The organism is Streptomyces sp. NPDC052682, from assembly GCF_040678435.1.
GTDB lineage: Bacteria > Actinomycetota > Actinomycetes > Streptomycetales > Streptomycetaceae > Streptomyces.
This window is the reverse complement of sequence record NZ_JBFATS010000007.1, coordinates 158,953-175,112: the sequence shown is the minus strand read 5'-3', so window position 1 is coordinate 175,112 and position 16,160 is coordinate 158,953. Positions and strand designations below refer to the sequence as shown.

Genomic DNA, 16,160 nt, shown 5'->3' with positions numbered 1-16,160 from the left:
CTCAGCGCGGGGCCGCCAGGGTCTCCGCCGGGTTGCGCAGGCCCTCGGCCGCGTCCGCGACGCGCCGGATGAGGTCGAAGAAGACGGTCTGCTCCTCGGCGGTCAGCGGGGCGAGGAAGACCTGGTTCATCCGGGCCGTGCGCACGGTCAGCTTGCGGTGGGTGCGCACCCCCTCGTCGGTGAGCCGCAGCAGGAACCGGCGGCCGTCCTGGGGATCGCGGACCTTCTCCAGCAGCCCGCGGCGGATGAGCCGGCCGATCACCTCGGCGATGGTCGACCGGTCCAGGCCCACGCGCTCGCCGACGGTGCGCTGGTCCAGGCGGTCGGGCTCGTCGACCAGCGTGTTCAGGACCGCGAACTGCGGTGAGGTGATCTCCTCGGAGACCATCGTGTTCCACAGCAGGTAGTGCGCCTGCTGGAGCCGCCGGGCCAGGTGCCCGGGATGGGTGGTCAGGTCCACCGCGGCCATGTGCGCTCCCACGGTCGTTTTCGTTGGTGCACGGAACGATACCCGGCACGACAGCGCCCTGTCTGCGCCCGGCGGTCGTGACCGTGCCTATGCTTGCTGGGGTCTTGACGGTCCGGCCCTGCGATGGCAGCGTGAGGATCACCTCGCTGAAATACTCAGTGCCCTGATTAATCTGGTCGGGGCGCTTGGAAGAGATGGGGCCTGTCGGATGGACAAGGTGGTCGCTTCGGCCGCGGAGGCGGTGGCCGACGTGCCGGAGGGCGCGTCGCTGGCGGTGGGCGGTTTCGGGCTGTCCGGTGTGCCGAACGTGCTGATCCAGGCGCTGTACGAGCGCGGGGTGGGCGGGCTGTCGGTGGTCTCGAACAACTGCGGGGCGATGGAGTCCGGGCTGGCGGTACTGCTGGCGGCGGGGCGGATCGCGCGGGTGACCGGCTCGTACATCGGGGCGAACAAGGAGTTCGCCCGGCAGTACCTGGCCGGCGAGCTGGAGGTGGAGCTGATCCCGCAGGGCACGCTGGCGGAGCGGCTGCGCGCCGGCGGGGCCGGGATCCCCGCCTTCTACACCCCGGCCGGAGTGGGCACGCAGGTCGCCGAGGGCGGACTGCCGTGGCGGTACGACGGCTCCGGCGGGGTGGCGGTGGCGTCCCCGCCGAAGGAGGTGCGGGAGTTCGACGGGGTGGAGTACGTCCTGGAACGCGGGATCCGGACCGACTTCGCGCTGGTGCGGGCGGCCAGGGGCGACCGGCACGGGAACCTGGTGTTCAACAAGTCCGCCCGGAACTTCAACCCGCTGGCGGCGATGGCCGGGCGGATCACGATCGCCGAGGTGGAAGAGCTGGCCGAGCCGGGGGACATCGATCCGGACGCGGTGCACCTGCCGGGCATCTTCGTGCAGCGGGTCGTCGCCCTCACCCCCGAGCAGGCGGCGGACAAGAGGATCGAGCAGCGGACGGTGAGCAGCTGATGGCCTGGACGCGTCAGGAGATGGCCGCGCGGGCGGCGCGGGAGCTGCGGGACGGACAGTACGTCAATCTCGGGATCGGCCTGCCGACCCTCATCCCCAACCACCTGCCCGAGGGCGTGGAGGTGGTGCTGGAGAGCGAGAACGGCATCCTCGGCACCGGGCCCTACCCGACGGAGGACCAGGTCGACCCGGATCTGATCAACGCCGGCAAGGAGACGGTCACCGTCCTGCCCGGGGCGTCCTTCTTCGACTCGGCGCTGTCGTTCTCGATGATCCGGGGCGGGCACATCGACGTGGCGGTGCTGGGGGCCATGCAGGTCTCCGCCTGCGGCGACCTGGCCAACTGGGCCGTCCCGGGGAGGCTGGTCACCGGGATCGGCGGAGCGATGGACCTGGTCCACGGCGCCCGGACGGTCATCGTGGTCATGACGCACACCGCCAAGGACGGCTCCCCGAAGATCGTCCGGGAGTGCACGCTGCCGCTCACCGGCAGGCGGTGCGTGAACCGGATCATCACCGACCTCGGCGTCCTCGACGTCACCGGCGACGGGCTGGTGCTGGTGGAGTGCGCGCCCGGGGTGACCGCCGAGGAGATCACCGCGCGGACCGGCGCGGACGTGACCGTGGTGGAGGCCGTGAAGTGAAGGATCTGGAGGTCATGCGGTGAAGGACGTCTACCTCGTCGACGCGGTGCGCACGCCGATCGGCCGCTACAACGGCGCCCTGGCCCGGGTCCGGCCGGACGACCTGGCCGCCCACGCCCTGCGCGAACTCCTCGCCCGCACACCGGGGTTGGACCCGTCCCGCATCGAGGACGTCTACGTCGGCAACGCCAACGGCGCCGGTGAGGAGAACCGCAACGTCGCCCGCATGGCCGCCCTGCTGGCCGGGCTGCCCACCTCCGTGCCCGGCGTGACCGTCAACCGGCTGTGCGCCTCGGGCCTGGAGGCCGTCGTCCAGGCCGCCCGCGCCATCGCCTGCGGCGATGCCTCCGTCGTGGTGGCGGGCGGAGTGGAGTCGATGACCCGCGCGCCGTACGTGCTCCCCAAGAGCGAGAGCCCCTTCCCGGCCGGGCACACCGAGCTGTACTCGACCACGCTCGGCTGGCGCATGGTCAACCCGAGGATGGACCCGCAGTGGACCGTCCCGCTCGGCGAGAGCGCCGAACTGATCGCCGACAAGCACAAGATCAGCCGCGAGCAGCAGGACGAGTTCGCCCTGCACAGCCATCAGAAGGCGGCGCGCGCCCAGGCGCAGGGCCTGTTCGACGCCGAGCTCGTCCCCGTGACCGTTCCCCGCCGCAAGGGCGATGCGGTCGTCGTCGCCGCCGACGAGTGCGTACGCCCCGACGCCTCCCTCGAGGCGATGGCCCGGCTCAGGCCGTCCTTCCGGCCCGAGGGGGGCACGGTCACCGCGGGCAACGCCTCCCCCCTCAACGACGGCGCCGCCGCGCTGCTGCTCACCGACGAGGAGGGCCTGAGGGCCACCGGCCGCGAACCGCTGGCCAGGGTGTGCGCCACGGGCGTCTTCGCGACCGACCCGCACTGGTTCGGGCTCGCCCCCGTCGAGGCCGTGCACCGCGCCCTCGCCAAGGCCGGCAAGCGCTTCGCCGACCTGGACGTGCTGGAGCTGAACGAGGCCTTCGCCGCCCAGGTGCTGGGCTGCCTCGCCGAATGGCCCGAGTTCGACCCGGCGATCCTCAACCCGCAGGGCGGTGCCCTCGCCCTCGGCCACCCGCTCGGCGCGTCCGGGGCCCGGCTCGCCGGGACCGTCGCCCACCAGCTCGCCCGCAAGGGCTCCGGAACCGGCGTCGCCGCCCTGTGCATCGGCGTCGGCCAGGGCCTCGCCCTCGTCCTCGAACGCTGACCGCCCCGTCCGCCGCAGAACGCTAGGACCCCCATGACTCTCACACAGCACGACATCGACCAGGAGATCGCGGCCCAGCACGCCGCGTACGAGAAGGCCGTGGCCGACGGCGCGCCCGTCGAGCACCATCCCCGCCGCGACTACGCCCCGTACCGCTCCTCGGTGCTGCGGCACCCCAAGCAACCGCCGATCACCATCGACGTCACCCGGGACCCGGAACTGGTGGAGCTGTCCTCCCCCGCGTTCGGGGAGCGGGACATCACCGAGATCGACAACGACCTCACCCGCCAGCACCCCGGCGAGCCGATCGGCGAGCGGATCACCGTCTCCGGACGGGTCCTGGACCGCGCCGGACGTCCGGTGCGCGGCCAGCTCGTGGAGATCTGGCAGGCCAACTCGGCGGGCCGCTACGCCCACCGGCGCGAGCAGCACGACGCCCCGCTCGACCCGAACTTCACCGGTGTCGGCCGCACCCTCACCGACGACGACGGCTGGTACCGCTTCACCACCATCCAGCCCGGCCCGTACCCGTGGCGCAACCACGTCAACGCCTGGCGGCCGGCGCACATCCACTTCTCGTTCTTCGGCACGGCGTTCACCCAGCGGCTCGTGACGCAGATGTACTTCCCGAACGACCCGCTCTTCGCCTACGACCCGATCCTGCAGTCGGTCACGGACGACGCCGCACGGCAGCGCCTGGTCGCCACGTACGACCACAGCCTGTCGGTGCCGGAGTTCTCCCTCGGCTATCGCTGGGACGTGGTGCTGGACGGCCCGAACGCCACCTGGATCGAGGAAGGACGCTGACCGCCATGACGAAGATCGACCCGAGCAGCCCGGAGCAGGTGCTGCCCACCCCGTCGCACACGGTCGGCCCCTTCTACGGCTACGCGCTGCCGTTCCGCGGCGGCGAGGACATCGCCCCGGCAGGCCATCCCGACACGGTCACCGTGCACGGGTACGTGTACGACGGCGAGGGCAGGCCGCTGCCGGACGCCCTGATCGAGCTGTGGGGGCCAAACCCGCAGGGCACCCTGCCCGCCGTCGACGGCTCTATGCGGCGGGATCCGGCGAGCGGCGGCTTCCTGGGGCGCAACGGGGTGGAGTTCACCGGCTTCGGCCGGATCCAGACCGACGCCAACGGCCACTGGTACGCGCGCACCCTGCGGCCCGGGGCGCGCGGGGACAACGCCCCGTACCTCAGCGTGTGCGTCTTCGCGCGCGGCCTGCTGGTGCACCTGTTCACCCGGATCTACCTGCCGGGCGACCCGGCCGCGCTGGCGGCGGACCCGCTGCTGTCCCGGGTGCCCGGCGAGCGGCGCGACACGCTGATCGCCGGGGACGAGGGGCACGGCACGTACCGTTTCGACATCCGCCTTCAGGGCGAAGGCGAGACGGTCTTCCTGGAGTTCCAGTGACATCAGCCGTACCCGACGCGGACCTGCTCGCCCCGGGGTGGGCGGGTTCCCCCGCCGCGGCCGCGACCGGCGACACCGCCTACCTGCGCGCGCTGCTCGACGCGGAGGCCGCGCTGACCCGCGCCCAGGCCGCCCTGGGGCTCGCCCCGGCCGAGGCGGCGGGGGCCGTGACGCAGGCGGCCTCGGACCCGGGCCGCTTCGACGCGCGCTCCCTCGCCGAGCGGGCCCGCCGCGGCGGGAACCCGGTCATCCCGCTGGTCGCGGACCTGACCGAGGCGGTGGGCGAGGAGTACGGCCCGTACGTCCACCGGGGCGCCACCAGCCAGGACATCCTGGACACGGCGACGATGCTGGTGGCCGTCCGCGCGCTGGACCTGATCCTCACCGACCTGGCGCGCACGGAGCGGGCGCTGGCCCGGCACGCCGCCGAGCACCGCGACACCGCGATGCCGGGCCGGACCCTCACGCAGCACGCCGTACCGACGACGTTCGGGCTGAAGGCGGCCGGCTGGCGGTCGCTGGTGCTCGACGCCCGCGACCGGGTGACGGCCGTACGGGACTGTCTCCCGGCCCAACTGGGGGGCGCCGCCGGGACGCTGGCCGCCTTCACCGCGTACGGCGCCCCGGACGCGACCGCGCTGCCGGCCGCCTACGCCCGCGAACTCGGGTTGAAGGAACCGCTGTTGCCGTGGCACACGCTGCGCACGCCGATCGCCGACCTCGCCGGGTGCCTGGCGTTCACGGCGGGCGCGCTGGGCAAGCTCGCGGCGGACGTGCTGGTGCTGTCCCGGACGGAGATCGCGGAGGTGGCGGAGGGCAGCGGCGGCGGCTCGTCGGCCATGCCGCACAAGGCCAACCCGGTACGGGCCACGCTGATCGCCGCCGCGGCCCGGCGGGCTCCGCAGCTCGCGGCCACGCTGTACGGGTCGCTGGCAGCGGAGGACGAGCGGCCGGCCGGTGCCTGGCACGCCGAGTGGGAGCCGCTGCGGGACCTGCTGCGGCTGACCGGCGGGGCCGCCCGGGACGCCGCCGGACTCGCCGAGGGGCTGCGGGTGCGGCCCGACGTCATGCGGGATCACCTCGGCGCCACCCACGGGCTGATCGTCTCCGAGCGGCTGTCCGCCGAACTGGCCCCCGTCCTCGGGCGGGCCCGCGCCAAGGCCCTGCTCACCGAGCTGGCCCGGCGCACGTACGCCGAGGGCCGCCCGCTGGCCGGACTCCTCGCCGAGCAGCCCGAGTTGCAGGACGTCCCCGTGGACGCCGACCCCGCCCGCTACACGGGCTCCGCCGGAGCCCTCACCGACCGTGCCCTGGAGCGATCTTGACCCTGCATCACCTCGCCGAAGGGCCCGCCTGCGCTCCCCCGCTGCTGCTCGGCCCGTCGCTGGGCACGTCCTGCGCCCTGTGGGACCAGGTGGCGCCCGAGCTGTCGATCACCCACCGGGTGATCCGCTGGGACCTGCCCGGGCACGGGGGTTCGGCGGCCGGGCTGATCGGCCCGGGCGCGACCGTCGGCGACCTCGCGCGGCTGGTGCTGGAACTCGCCGACGCGCTCGGCGTCGAGCGGTTCGCGTACGCGGGCGTGTCGCTGGGCGGGGCGGTCGGGCTGCACCTGGCCGTCCACCACCCTCAGCGGGTGTCGTCCCTGGCCGTGATCTGCTCCTCCGCGCACTTCAACGGGGCGCGGCCGTGGCAGGAACGCGCCGCGCTGGTACGGCGGGAGGGGCTGGCCTCGCTCGCCGAGAGCGCGGACGCCCGCTGGTTCACGCCCGGGTTCACCGTGCCGCGGCTCGTGCAGGACCACCGGGACGCCGACCCGGAGGCGTACGCGGCCTGCTGTGACGCGCTGGCCGCGTTCGACCTGCGGGACCGGCTCGCGGACATCGCCGTGCCGACGCTGCTGGTCGCCGGGCGGGACGACCCGGCGACACCGCCGGCGCACCTGCGGGAGATCGCCGACGCGGTGCCCGGCGCCGCCCTCGTGGAGATCCCGGGCGCCTCGCACCTGGCGCCCGCGCAGTGCCCCGAGGCCGTCCTGACCGCGCTGCGGTCCCACTTCGGCGGGCACGCGGCGCGGGGCATGGAGGTGCGGCGCCAGGTGCTGGGCGAGGCGCACGTGGACCGGGCCCAGGCCCGGCAGACCCCCTTCACGGCCCGCTTCCAGCACTTCATCTCGCGCTACGCCTGGGGTGAGATCTGGACCGATCCGACGCTCACCCGCCGGGAGCGCAGCATGATCACGCTGACGGCGCTGGTCGCGCACGGCCATTACGACGAGCTGGCCCTGCACGTCCGGGCGGCGCGGCGCAACGGGCTCACGCCCGAGGAGATCGGCGCGGTGCTGCTCCAGACGGCCGTGTACTGCGGGGTGCCGGCGGCGAACTCGGCGTTCGCGACGGCCCAGCGGGTGCTGGCGGAGGAAGACGGCGCGGCGGGGTGACCCCGCCTGGGCAGCCCCGGCGGGAGCTGGCCGCCGCCTGCTCGGCGTGCCTGCGGTGGGCCCGTGTCCACGTTCGTGATCACCGGCGCCACCCCGGGGCTGGGCCGGTCCTTCGCCTGCGAGCCGTTCCGCGCCGGGCACGTCGTGCTCACCCTCGGCCGGGACAGCGAACGCACCCGGCGCCTCGCGGGTGAACGTGCTGCGCCGGGCCCACCGGACCGCCTACGCCCCCGCGGTCCGCGTACGACCGGAGGTCGCCGGCCGGGTGACCTACCGCAGGCCCACGCCCGTGGCCAGTTCGGCCTCCGCCCTCGCCGCGAGCCCGTCCGCGCCGCACGAACGGGCCAGCTCCAAGCCTCGGTTGAGCTCGGACACCGAGCGGGAGGCGATGCCGTACTCGACGCGGGCGGCGGCGTGCTCGTACTGGCAGGGCGAGGCCTCCAGGTAGGCGACCGCCTGGGAGGCGAGGTGGACCGCGCGCCGGCCGGTCTCCAGGGCGGCGGCGCAGCGCAGGGCCTCACCGATGGCGGTGTCCGTGCCGAACCGCTCGGCCCGCCGGCGGACGTCCACGGCGAGCCGGGCGGCCCGGGCCGGATCCTCGGTGGCCAGGGCGCGGGCCAGGTCGGCCGCCCAGGGCACCAGCACCGGGTTGTGGTGGCCGCGGAGGTCGGCGGCCTTCTCCGCGGCCTCCAGTTCGTTGACGCCCTCCTTGGTCCGGCCGACGGCGAGCAGCAGCCGGCCGCGTACGGAGCGGGGGTCCGGCAGCACGATGGTGGACGGGTAGGGCGGTGCGAAGCCGTACTGGCCGGCCACCTGCCAGGCCTCCTCGACGTGCCCGCGGGCGAGCAGGGTGTCCACCAGGGCGCAGGTCGCGGTCCAGTACAGGGGCAGGCCCCGGCCGACGCGTTCGGCCAGGCGCAGCGACTCGCGCAGGGAGGCCTCCGCGTCCCTCAGGCGGCCGCGCCGGCGGTGGCCGAGTCCGACGTAGGCGTGGGCCAGGGCCAGGTGGCCGCCGCTCCAGCCGGCGCTCTCGTAGGCGCGCAGGGCCTCGTTGTACAGGCTCTCGGCGCGGTCGAGGCGGTCGGTGAAGCCGTAGCAGTTGGCGAGCATCAGCAGCAGCTCTATGCCCCACTCGCTGTCGGTCCAGCCGAGGCCGGGTGCGAGGCGGCCGTTGACGAGGGCCCGGTCGCACACCTCGACGACCTCCTCGGCGTTCTCGCCGCGCATCAGGGCGTCGAAGCCGCGCAGGATGAGCAGCGCCCGTTCGGCGTTGTCCCGGCCGGTGCAGCGGCGGGCGAGGTCGGCCAGCCGCTCGGAGCGGTTCGGTGAGATGGCCTCGCCGGCGTGGACGCCCTCCCACATGAACTGCACGGCCTCCAGCCGCATCCGGGCCGGGCCCTCCGCCAGCCGGGCGGCCTCGGCCTCGACCGTGCGGACGGCCTCCTCCATCTGGTTGTTGTGCAGCAGCGCCTGGGAGAGCCGCACCACGGCGTCGATCCGCTGGGCGCCGTCCAGGCCGGGCAGGGCGAGCGCGGCCCTCAGGTGCCCTATGGTCCGGGCGGGCGCGGTCAGCAAGGTGGCGCAGCCCAGCTCGTACAGGACGTGCGGATGGACCTCGGGGGTGGGCGGTTCCTCCAGGGCGCGTTCCAGGCAGCGGCGGGCCGCGTCGGGAGCGCCGACGGCGAGGTGTTCGCGGGCGGCCTCGCGCAGCTGCTCGACGAGTTCCTCGTCGGCGTCCGGGTGGACCTCCAGCAGGTGCCGCGCGGCCGCCGCGGCGCCGCGGCCGGAGTCGGTGACGACGCGGGCGGCGATGCCGTGCATGGCGGTGCGCAGCGCGTCGGGGATGGAGTTGTAGACGGCGGTGGCGATCAGCGGGTGGACGAACTCCAGGTCGTCGGAGCCGCCGGTGGCGGGGTCGGGGACGGTCAGTATGCGGGCGCTGCGCAGCAGTTCGGCGCAGCGGGCGGCCTGGCCGGGTTTGAGGGTGGCGAGCCGGGCGACCAGGTCGACGGATATGCCGGTGCCGAGGATGGCCGCGGCCCAGGCGAACCGGGTGGCGTCGATGCCGAGTTCCTCCAGGCGGGCCACGAGGCCGCCGCCGCGCGCGGAGCGGTTCAGCTCGCGCAGCTCCCCGGCCCGCGCCTCGACCGGCTCCAGTTCGCTGTCCTGCACCTTGGCCAGCAGTTCGACGGTGTCGTAGGGGTTGCCGGCGGTGACGGCCCACACCTCCCGGCAGAAGGCGGCGTCGGCGTGCTCGCCGAGGGTGGCGCGGGTCAGCCCGGCCGTCGCGTCCGGAGTGAGGGCGCTGAGGGTGGCGACGGGCCGGTCGGAGGCGGCGGCGACCGTGTCGAGGTGGCGGGCACCGGCGCCGCTGACCTCGCCGGGCCGGCGGGCCACCACGACCAGCACGGGCAGGGCCTCGAGGCGTTCGGCGAACGCGGCGAGCCAGTGCAGGGTCTCCTGGTCGGCCCAGTGCGCGTCGTCGATGAGCAGCACCAGCGGCCATTCGCGCCGGGCCAGGCGCCGTACGGCGGCGACGAGTCCGTCGCACACGCCCTGCGGGTCGGCGTGCCGGTCGCCGGGCTCGGCGATGCCGAGGGCGGGGCCGGCGATGTCGTACCAGTCGCCGAGGTACTCGCGGGCCTCCTCCGGGTGCAGGGACATCAGCGCGGGCTGGAGCAACTGCCGTACGACGTGGAAGGGGACGGAGCGCAGGGTCTCGGCGCCGCGGGCCGACCAGACGGTGCAGCCGCGGGCCTCCGCGATGCGGCGCGCCTCGGCCAGCAGGGCGGTCTTGCCGAGGCCGGCCTCGCCGCGGAAGACCAGTAAGCTGCCCGGCGCGTCGTGGTCGGCGCACAGGGTGTCCACCGCCTGCGCGAGGGCGGCGACTTCCTCGTCGCGCTCCCACAGGGAAGCCGAGGCGCCGGCCGTGGGCCGTACCTCCGTCATCCCGCTACCTCCCCACGTCGCACGAACGGCCTGCAGGTGTCGAGCGTAGTCCTCCGGGCGCCTCGGCGGAGGAGGGTCCGGGCAGGTGGTGTCCGTGACGGGTGACACGGGGGTGCGGGCGGGTGGCGTCCAGTGGCCGGCCGGGACGCGGCTCTCTCATCCCTCTTTCACCGACGCCTCATACGGTGGGGGCATGACGCAGGTGACTCCTCCCGGGTGGTACCCCGACCCCGGGCAGACAAGTGACGGGCCCGCCACCGAGCGCTGGTGGGACGGCAGGGCGTGGACGGACCGGGTCCGTCCCGCGGGGCCGGCCGCCGGGTGGGGTCCGCCGGCGCCCCACGGGAACACCGGTACCGGGCCGAAGTCCGGGGTGCGGACGGGGACAGCCGTGGCGGTGGCGGCCGTGGTCCTGGCGAGCATCGGGGTCGGCGTGTACGCGCTGACCAAGAGCGACGGGGCGAGCGGCCCGTCCGCCACCTCGCAGCAACCGGGCGGCCAGGGCGGGCCGTTCGGAGGCCAGGGCGGATCGGGCGGCTCCGGCGGCTCCGGCGGCTCCGGCGGGTCGGGTGGCTCCGGCGGCGACGGGGCACCCGGCGGGCCCAGTCCCTCGCCGGACCGGTCCGCGCCGCCGAAGATCGAGAGCGGCGCGGTGACCGATCCGGTCAGCGGCATCAGCCTGCCCATCCCGCGGGGCTGGTACGGGCAGCAGATCGACGGCGGTGCGCAGGTGTCGTCCCACGACTCCTACCCGTGCCCCGGCGACACCTCCGCCACCTGCACCAAGGGCGGGGCGTACTCGGCTCCCGCCGTGCTGCTCGGCAGCCGGGGCGGGACCGCCGAGGAGGTCGCCAAGGCGGACATCGCCGCCAACGCCAAGCAGTCCTACGGCGGCAAGAGCTACGGCGGGATCACCTCGCACGACGTCCTGGCCTCCGAGTCCGTGACCGTGGCCGGGCAGAAGGGCTACCTGGTCCGCTGGAAGGCCGTCACCAGCAAGGGCGCCGACGGCTACGTCGAGTCGCTCGCCTTCCCCTCCCCCGCCCGGCCCCAGCAGATCGTGGTCGTCCGCTTCGGGGTGGACACCGACCAGTCGCCGTCGGTCATCGACGACATCACCAAGGGCATCAAGGTGTCGGCGGGCGGCGGCGACGGGCAGGACGTCTGACCGTCCCGGTGCACAGCCGGCCGGGTGGGGTGCCCCTCCGCTCAAGAGGAACCCCACCCGGCCGGGGGGTGCGCGCCGCCCCCGTCCCCACGGTGCGGCGCGGCGCAGACCGCCGTCCCGTCATCCCGCGGACGGCCGCCTGGGTCTCAGGTGCCCCTCATGCGCCGGCCTCGTCCGGCTCACCCGGCCTCATGTGAGGCCGAGCGCCGGCAGCACGGCGGCGTCGACGAAGCGGACCAGGTAGTCGGGATCGGCGTCCCGGCCCTCCAGGACCGGGCGGATGCGCAGCACGCCGAACATCTGCGCCGGAATGTACTCGAGCGCCGGATGGTCGGCGCGCACCTCCCCGCGCTCGACCCCGCGCCGAAGGATCTCGCGCAGCGCGGCGATCTCCGGGTCGACGAGCGCCTCGCGCAGCGCGCACCTCAGCTCCGGGTCCTGGGTGAGGGCGTGCCCCAGCGCCTGGAGGAGGGTGGTGTCCTGGCCGGACCACGCGCCCGCGGCGCGCGCCGCCTCGCGCAGGTCCCCGGCGAGCGAGCCGGTGTCGATGCCGGCGAAGCGCACCGTGCGGTGGGAGCGCAGCGCGGCCGCCACGAACTGGGGCTTGGTCTTCCACTGCCGGTACAGCGTGGACTTGCTGCACCGGGTGCTGGCGGCGATCCCCTCCATGGTCACGGCGTCGTAGCCGCACTCGCGGATCTGGTCGAGCACGGCGTCGAAGAACTCCTGCTCACGCTCGCGCGTGAGTTTGGAGCGGCGCGAGGCGGCGACCGTCTCCGGTCCGTCCGCGGCCTGCGACGTCATGGGCTGCGCTCCTCGCTCGGGTCGGGCGGTCGACTGGACTGCCACCAGTGTGTCGTACGTCTACCGATACGCCACTGTACCGGTACGCGACCGTATCGGTACAGTGGCGTATCGGTACACTCGCGTTTCGGTACGTACCCGTATCGATGAGTTCCGGCCACACGCCCGGTCTCATCCGCATCACCGCACGCACCACCGTCACCGAAGGGGCCGGGGGATGAATGCCCGCACCGAGCCTGACCCGGCGGGGGCCGACGCCGTAGCGCGGCCGCCGCTCGTCCGTGAGCTCCTGCTCGTCACAGGGCTCTTCCTCGTCTACAAGCTGGGCCGGCAGCTCGCGGCGGGCCACACCGGCGAGGCGTTCCGCGACGCGCACCGCGTGTGGGACCTGGAGCGCGCGGTCCGGCTGCCCGGTGAGGGCACCGTGCAGTCCCTGCTGCTGCACGGCGACACCGTGGCGCACCTGGCGAACCTCTACTACGCCACGGTCCACTTCCCGGCCACCGCCGCCTTCCTGGTCTGGCTCTACCTCAGGCGCCCGGCGCACTACGTGTGGGCCCGCCGGGTGCTGGCCGCCGTGACCGCGGCGGCGCTGGTGCTGCACCTCGCGTTCCCCCTCGCCCCGCCGCGCATGCTGGCGGCGACCGGTCTGGTGGACACCGGGCGGGTGTACGGGCCGTCGGTGTACGGGCCGCCCGCCACCGACACCCTGTCGAACCAGTTCGCGGCCATGCCGTCGCTGCACTTCGGCTGGGCGCTGATGGTGGGGGTCGGGCTGATCGCGGCGACCCGGGCGCGGTGGCGGTGGCTGTGGCTGCTGCACCCGCTGGTGACGCTGCTGGTGATCGTGGGCACCGCCAACCACTACTGGCTGGACGCGGTCGCGGCGACGGCTCTGCTGGGTCTCGCGCTGGCGGTCGTGCACCGGCCGCGCCGGACCCTGACCACGGCGGGCCGCGCCCAGCGGAAGCCGGTGCCGGCCCGCGCGCAGGACATGACGCTCGCGGGAGCCGGCCGATGAGCACCGTCCTGCCGGCCGTCGCCCTCTCCCTGGTCTCCGCGGTGGCCTACGCGGCCGCGGCCGTCGCCCAGGAGCGGCTGGCCTCCCGGGCTTCCGGGACGGGCGCCCTGCGGCTGCTGGGCAGCGGTGCGTGGTGGTGGTCGGTGGCTCTGAACGCCGCCGCCGCACTCCTGCACGTCGTGGCCCTGGCCTACGGCCCGCTCACCGTGGTCCAGCCGCTCGGCGCCCTCACCCTGGTCGCGGCCGTGCCGCTGGGGGCGCGGACGGCGGGGCGGCGGGTGAGCCCGGCGGAGTGGCGGGGCACCGCCCTGACGCTGCTGGGGCTGGCCGCGATCCTGGTCACCGCCTCCGGTCCCGCGCCGGGCGAGGTGCTGAGCGTGCCGCAGGCGCTGGCCGTCGCGGGCGCCACGGCGGCCCTGATCGGCATGCTGTCGCGGCCGGGCGCGCGGCCCGGGCTGCGGCACGCGACCGCCTCGGGCGTCGCCTCCGGGGTGGCCTCGGCGCTCACCCAGACCGTGACGGTGGCGGCGACGGACCGGACCGGGCCCCTGCTGAGCGTCCAGGTGATCGGCGTGGCGCTGCTGGTGGCCGCCTTCGCGGCGGGCGGGCTGCTGCTGTCCCAGACGGCCTACCGGGGCGGCCTGGGCGCACCACTGGCCGTGGTGACACTGGCCAACCCGACGGCCGCCGCGGTGATCGGCCTGGCCCTGCTCGGCGAACGCCTCCAGGGCGGCCCGGCGGGCGTCCTGCTCGCCCTGGCCGGGGCGGGGCTGGCGTCCTGGGGCGTGGTGCTGCTCAGCCGTGCCGCCCACCGGGACGACGACCACCCGGTGGCCGCCGTCCTGGCCCTGCAGCCCGGATCGGCGGCGCCCGAGCGGGTGCCCCGCCAGCCCGCCCCGGGGCACCTGACCACCGTCACTCGGTGAGGATCGCCGGGTCGCTCACCCCGGGCCGCCCGTTCTCGACGTGCCCGGCGAAGCGCCGCAGGAAGCCCGGGTCGGACTCGGAGGTGACGGTCAGGTCGTACCAGCGGCGGCTCGCCCCGAGGTCGACGGTGTGCCGCACGGTGCTGCCGGGCCGCACGGTGACGGTCGTCGTACGGCCCCGGTAGGCGTTGGCGACCCTCAGCCGTACGGTGGCGGAGCCCTTGCCGGTGAAGGTCAGCTGGAGATCGCTGCCGCAGGGCCGGGCGGTGACCTCGGGCCCGGGCGCCGCGGCGGACCCCTTGAAGGCCCGTACGAAGCCGTTCGGGCCGTGCACGGTCAGGTCGTGGGCCCCCTGCGAGGACGCCGGGTCCCACGTCCCGGTGACGGTCCGGCCGGCCTCGGTGGTGAAGGTCCACGGGCCGTCGGCGCGGTTGCCGGACGTGACGTGGAAGGCGGCACCGGCGTGGGCGCCGGAGGCGAAGGTGAGCGTGAGGCGGCCCGCCGCGTCCAGGGAGGCGTCCACGTACGGGGCGTACTTCAACGGCCGTGTGGGGCGCGCACCGCGCTCCTGCCGGGGCATGCGCGGGTCCACCGGCGGCGTCGGCCGGTAGTCGGGGTGGCGCTCGCGGTCCTGCGGCTCGTAGGCGCCGGTGTCCGGCAGCGCGGCCGGGCGGGCGTCCTTGCGGGAGAAGTCGAACGCGGAGGTCAGGTCGCCGCAGACGGCCCGGCGCCACGGCGAGATGTGGGGCTCGCGCACCCCGAAGCGGCGCTCCATGAACCGCAGGATCGAGGTGTGGTCGAAGGTCTCGGAGCAGACGTAGCCGCCCTTGCTCCACGGCGAGACGACCAGCATCGGCACGCGCGGGCCGAGGCCGTACGGTCCGGCCGGCCGCTTGCCGTCGCCGGGGTAGAGGTCGAGGGAGACGTCGGCGGTGGACCTGCCCCGGGCCTCGGAGGCCGGCGGCAGCGGCGGCACCACGTGGTCGAAGAACCCGTCGTTCTCGTCGTAGGTGAGGAACAGGGCGGTCTTCGCCCACACCCCGGGGTCGGCGGTGAGGGCGTCCAGGACCTGCGCGATGTACCAGGCGCCGTAGTTGGAGGGCCAGTTGGAGTGCTCGGAGAAGGCCTCCGGCGCGGCGATCCAGGAAATCTGCGGCAGCCGGCCGGCCAGCACGTCGGCCTTGAGCCGGTCGACGTAGCCGTCGCCGGCCTTGGCGTTCGTGCCGGTGCGGGCCTTGTCGTACAGCGGGTCGCCCGGCCGGGCGTCGCGGTAGGCGGTGAAGTACAGCAGCGAGTTGTCGCCGTAGTTGCCCCGGTAGGCGTCCTCGATCCAGCCCCAGGAGCCCTTCGCGTCGAGGCCGTCGCCGATGTCCTGGTAGACCTTCCAGGAGATGCCGGCCTTCTCCAGGCGCTCGGGGTAGGTGGTCCAGCCGTAGCCGAGCTCGTCGTTGCCGAGGACCGGGCCGCCGCCGGTGCCGTCGTTGCCCGTGTACCCGGTCCACAGGTAGTAGCGGTTGGGGTCGGTGGAGCCGATGAACGAGCAGTGGTAGGCGTCGCAGAGGGTGAAGGCGTCGGCGAGCGCGTAGTGGAAGGGGATGTCCTCGCGGGTCAGGTACGCCATCGTGGTGGTGCCCTTCGCCGGCACCCACCGGTCGTACCGGCCGCCGTGGTAGGCCTGCTGGCCGTCGGTCCAGCCGTGCGGCAGGCCCTCCAGGAACTGCATGCCGAGGTCGTCGGCGTCCGGGTGGAAGGGCAGGATCTCCGTGCCGTTCGCGTCCTGCTGGTGCCAGACCGGCTTGCCGCTGTCCAGCGTGACGGGACGCGGGTCGCCGAAGCCGCGGACGCCCCTCAGCGTGCCGAAGTAGTGGTCGAAGGAGCGATTCTCCTGCATGAGGACGACGATGTGCTCGACGTCCTCGAGGGAACCGGTGCGGTGGTTGGCCGGGAGCGCGGCGGCGCGCTCGATGCTGGCGGACAGCGCGCTGAACGCCGCGGTGGCGCCCGCGAACTGCAGGAATCTGCGCCGGTTGACTTCGGGCATGGCTGAGGGACCTCTCGTCCTGTCGGCGGTGTCCGGCCGGAACGTGACGGATCGTGCGCGCAGCGAGTGTTCCAAGCGCACCGAACGGCAGGGA

Annotated in this window: 14 protein-coding genes; 10 read left to right on the top strand and 4 right to left on the bottom strand. The window is 74.6% G+C overall.

From position 1 onward, the window contains the following. Nucleotide 1: 1 nt before the first annotated feature. Nucleotides 2-469 (bottom strand): MarR family transcriptional regulator, encoded by a 468-nt coding sequence (locus tag AB0K80_RS13135; RefSeq protein ID WP_365668845.1) that lies wholly within the window; start codon nt 467-469, stop codon nt 2-4. Nucleotides 470-677: 208 nt separating this feature from the next. Between AB0K80_RS13135 and AB0K80_RS13130 the strand changes: the two genes are divergently transcribed. The 7 genes from AB0K80_RS13130 to pcaD are packed head-to-tail and all read left to right on the top strand — an operon-like array spanning nt 678 to nt 7,157. Then, nucleotides 678-1,433 (top strand): CoA transferase subunit A, encoded by a 756-nt coding sequence (locus tag AB0K80_RS13130; protein WP_365668843.1) that lies wholly within the window; start codon nt 678-680, stop codon nt 1,431-1,433. Next, nucleotides 1,433-2,077 carry a CoA transferase subunit B gene (locus AB0K80_RS13125; protein WP_365668841.1) on the top strand — a complete coding sequence of 215 codons (645 nt, stop codon included), beginning with the start codon at nt 1,433-1,435 and terminating at the stop codon, nt 2,075-2,077. The genes AB0K80_RS13130 and AB0K80_RS13125 overlap by 1 nt, the downstream gene beginning before the upstream one ends. 19 nt (nt 2,078-2,096) lie before the next feature. Continuing rightward, nucleotides 2,097-3,299, top strand: coding sequence for a thiolase family protein (locus AB0K80_RS13120; protein ID WP_365668839.1), 1,203 nt, complete (start codon nt 2,097-2,099; stop codon nt 3,297-3,299). Between the two features lie 33 nt (nt 3,300-3,332). Then, nucleotides 3,333-4,106 (top strand): protocatechuate 3,4-dioxygenase subunit beta, encoded by a 774-nt coding sequence (gene pcaH, locus AB0K80_RS13115; RefSeq protein ID WP_365668837.1) that lies wholly within the window; start codon nt 3,333-3,335, stop codon nt 4,104-4,106. 5 nt (nt 4,107-4,111) lie between these two features. Next, entirely contained in the window at nt 4,112-4,717 is a 606-nt protein-coding gene (gene pcaG, locus AB0K80_RS13110) for a protocatechuate 3,4-dioxygenase subunit alpha (RefSeq protein WP_365668835.1), read from the top strand. Next, nucleotides 4,714-6,042: a 3-carboxy-cis,cis-muconate cycloisomerase gene (pcaB, locus tag AB0K80_RS13105; protein WP_365668833.1), complete on the top strand. Its 1,329-nt coding sequence runs from the start codon at nt 4,714-4,716 to the stop codon at nt 6,040-6,042. Before pcaG ends, pcaB begins: the two co-directional genes overlap by 4 nt. Continuing rightward, nucleotides 6,036-7,157, top strand: coding sequence for a 3-oxoadipate enol-lactonase (pcaD, locus tag AB0K80_RS13100; protein WP_365669161.1), 1,122 nt, complete (start codon nt 6,036-6,038; stop codon nt 7,155-7,157). The genes pcaB and pcaD overlap by 7 nt, the downstream gene beginning before the upstream one ends. A 270-nt stretch (nt 7,158-7,427) precedes the next feature. Here pcaD and AB0K80_RS13095 read toward each other — a convergent pair whose 3' ends face one another. Then, entirely contained in the window at nt 7,428-10,106 is a 2,679-nt protein-coding gene (locus tag AB0K80_RS13095) for an AAA family ATPase (protein ID WP_365668832.1), read from the bottom strand. A gap of 193 nt (nt 10,107-10,299) precedes the next feature. On the opposite strand from AB0K80_RS13095, the gene AB0K80_RS13090 reads away from it, so the two are divergent. Beyond that, nucleotides 10,300-11,274, top strand: coding sequence for a DUF2510 domain-containing protein (locus tag AB0K80_RS13090; RefSeq protein WP_365668830.1), 975 nt, complete (start codon nt 10,300-10,302; stop codon nt 11,272-11,274). A 189-nt stretch (nt 11,275-11,463) separates the two neighbouring features. Here AB0K80_RS13090 and AB0K80_RS13085 read toward each other — a convergent pair whose 3' ends face one another. Beyond that, the gene (locus tag AB0K80_RS13085) at nt 11,464-12,078 is read right to left on the bottom strand and encodes a TetR/AcrR family transcriptional regulator (protein ID WP_365668828.1); all 615 of its coding nucleotides are present in this window, start codon (nt 12,076-12,078) and stop codon (nt 11,464-11,466) included. A 217-nt stretch (nt 12,079-12,295) separates the two neighbouring features. On the opposite strand from AB0K80_RS13085, the gene AB0K80_RS13080 reads away from it, so the two are divergent. Further along, the gene (locus AB0K80_RS13080; protein ID WP_365668826.1) at nt 12,296-13,099 is read left to right on the top strand and encodes a phosphatase PAP2 family protein; all 804 of its coding nucleotides are present in this window, start codon (nt 12,296-12,298) and stop codon (nt 13,097-13,099) included. Next, the gene (locus AB0K80_RS13075) at nt 13,096-14,025 is read left to right on the top strand and encodes a hypothetical protein (RefSeq protein ID WP_365668824.1); all 930 of its coding nucleotides are present in this window, start codon (nt 13,096-13,098) and stop codon (nt 14,023-14,025) included. Before AB0K80_RS13080 ends, AB0K80_RS13075 begins: the two co-directional genes overlap by 4 nt. Here the strand turns inward: AB0K80_RS13075 and AB0K80_RS13070 are convergent. Next, nucleotides 14,015-16,066: a phosphocholine-specific phospholipase C gene (locus AB0K80_RS13070; RefSeq protein ID WP_365668822.1), complete on the bottom strand. Its 2,052-nt coding sequence runs from the start codon at nt 16,064-16,066 to the stop codon at nt 14,015-14,017. The genes AB0K80_RS13075 and AB0K80_RS13070 overlap by 11 nt on opposite strands. Nucleotides 16,067-16,160 lie beyond the last annotated feature (94 nt).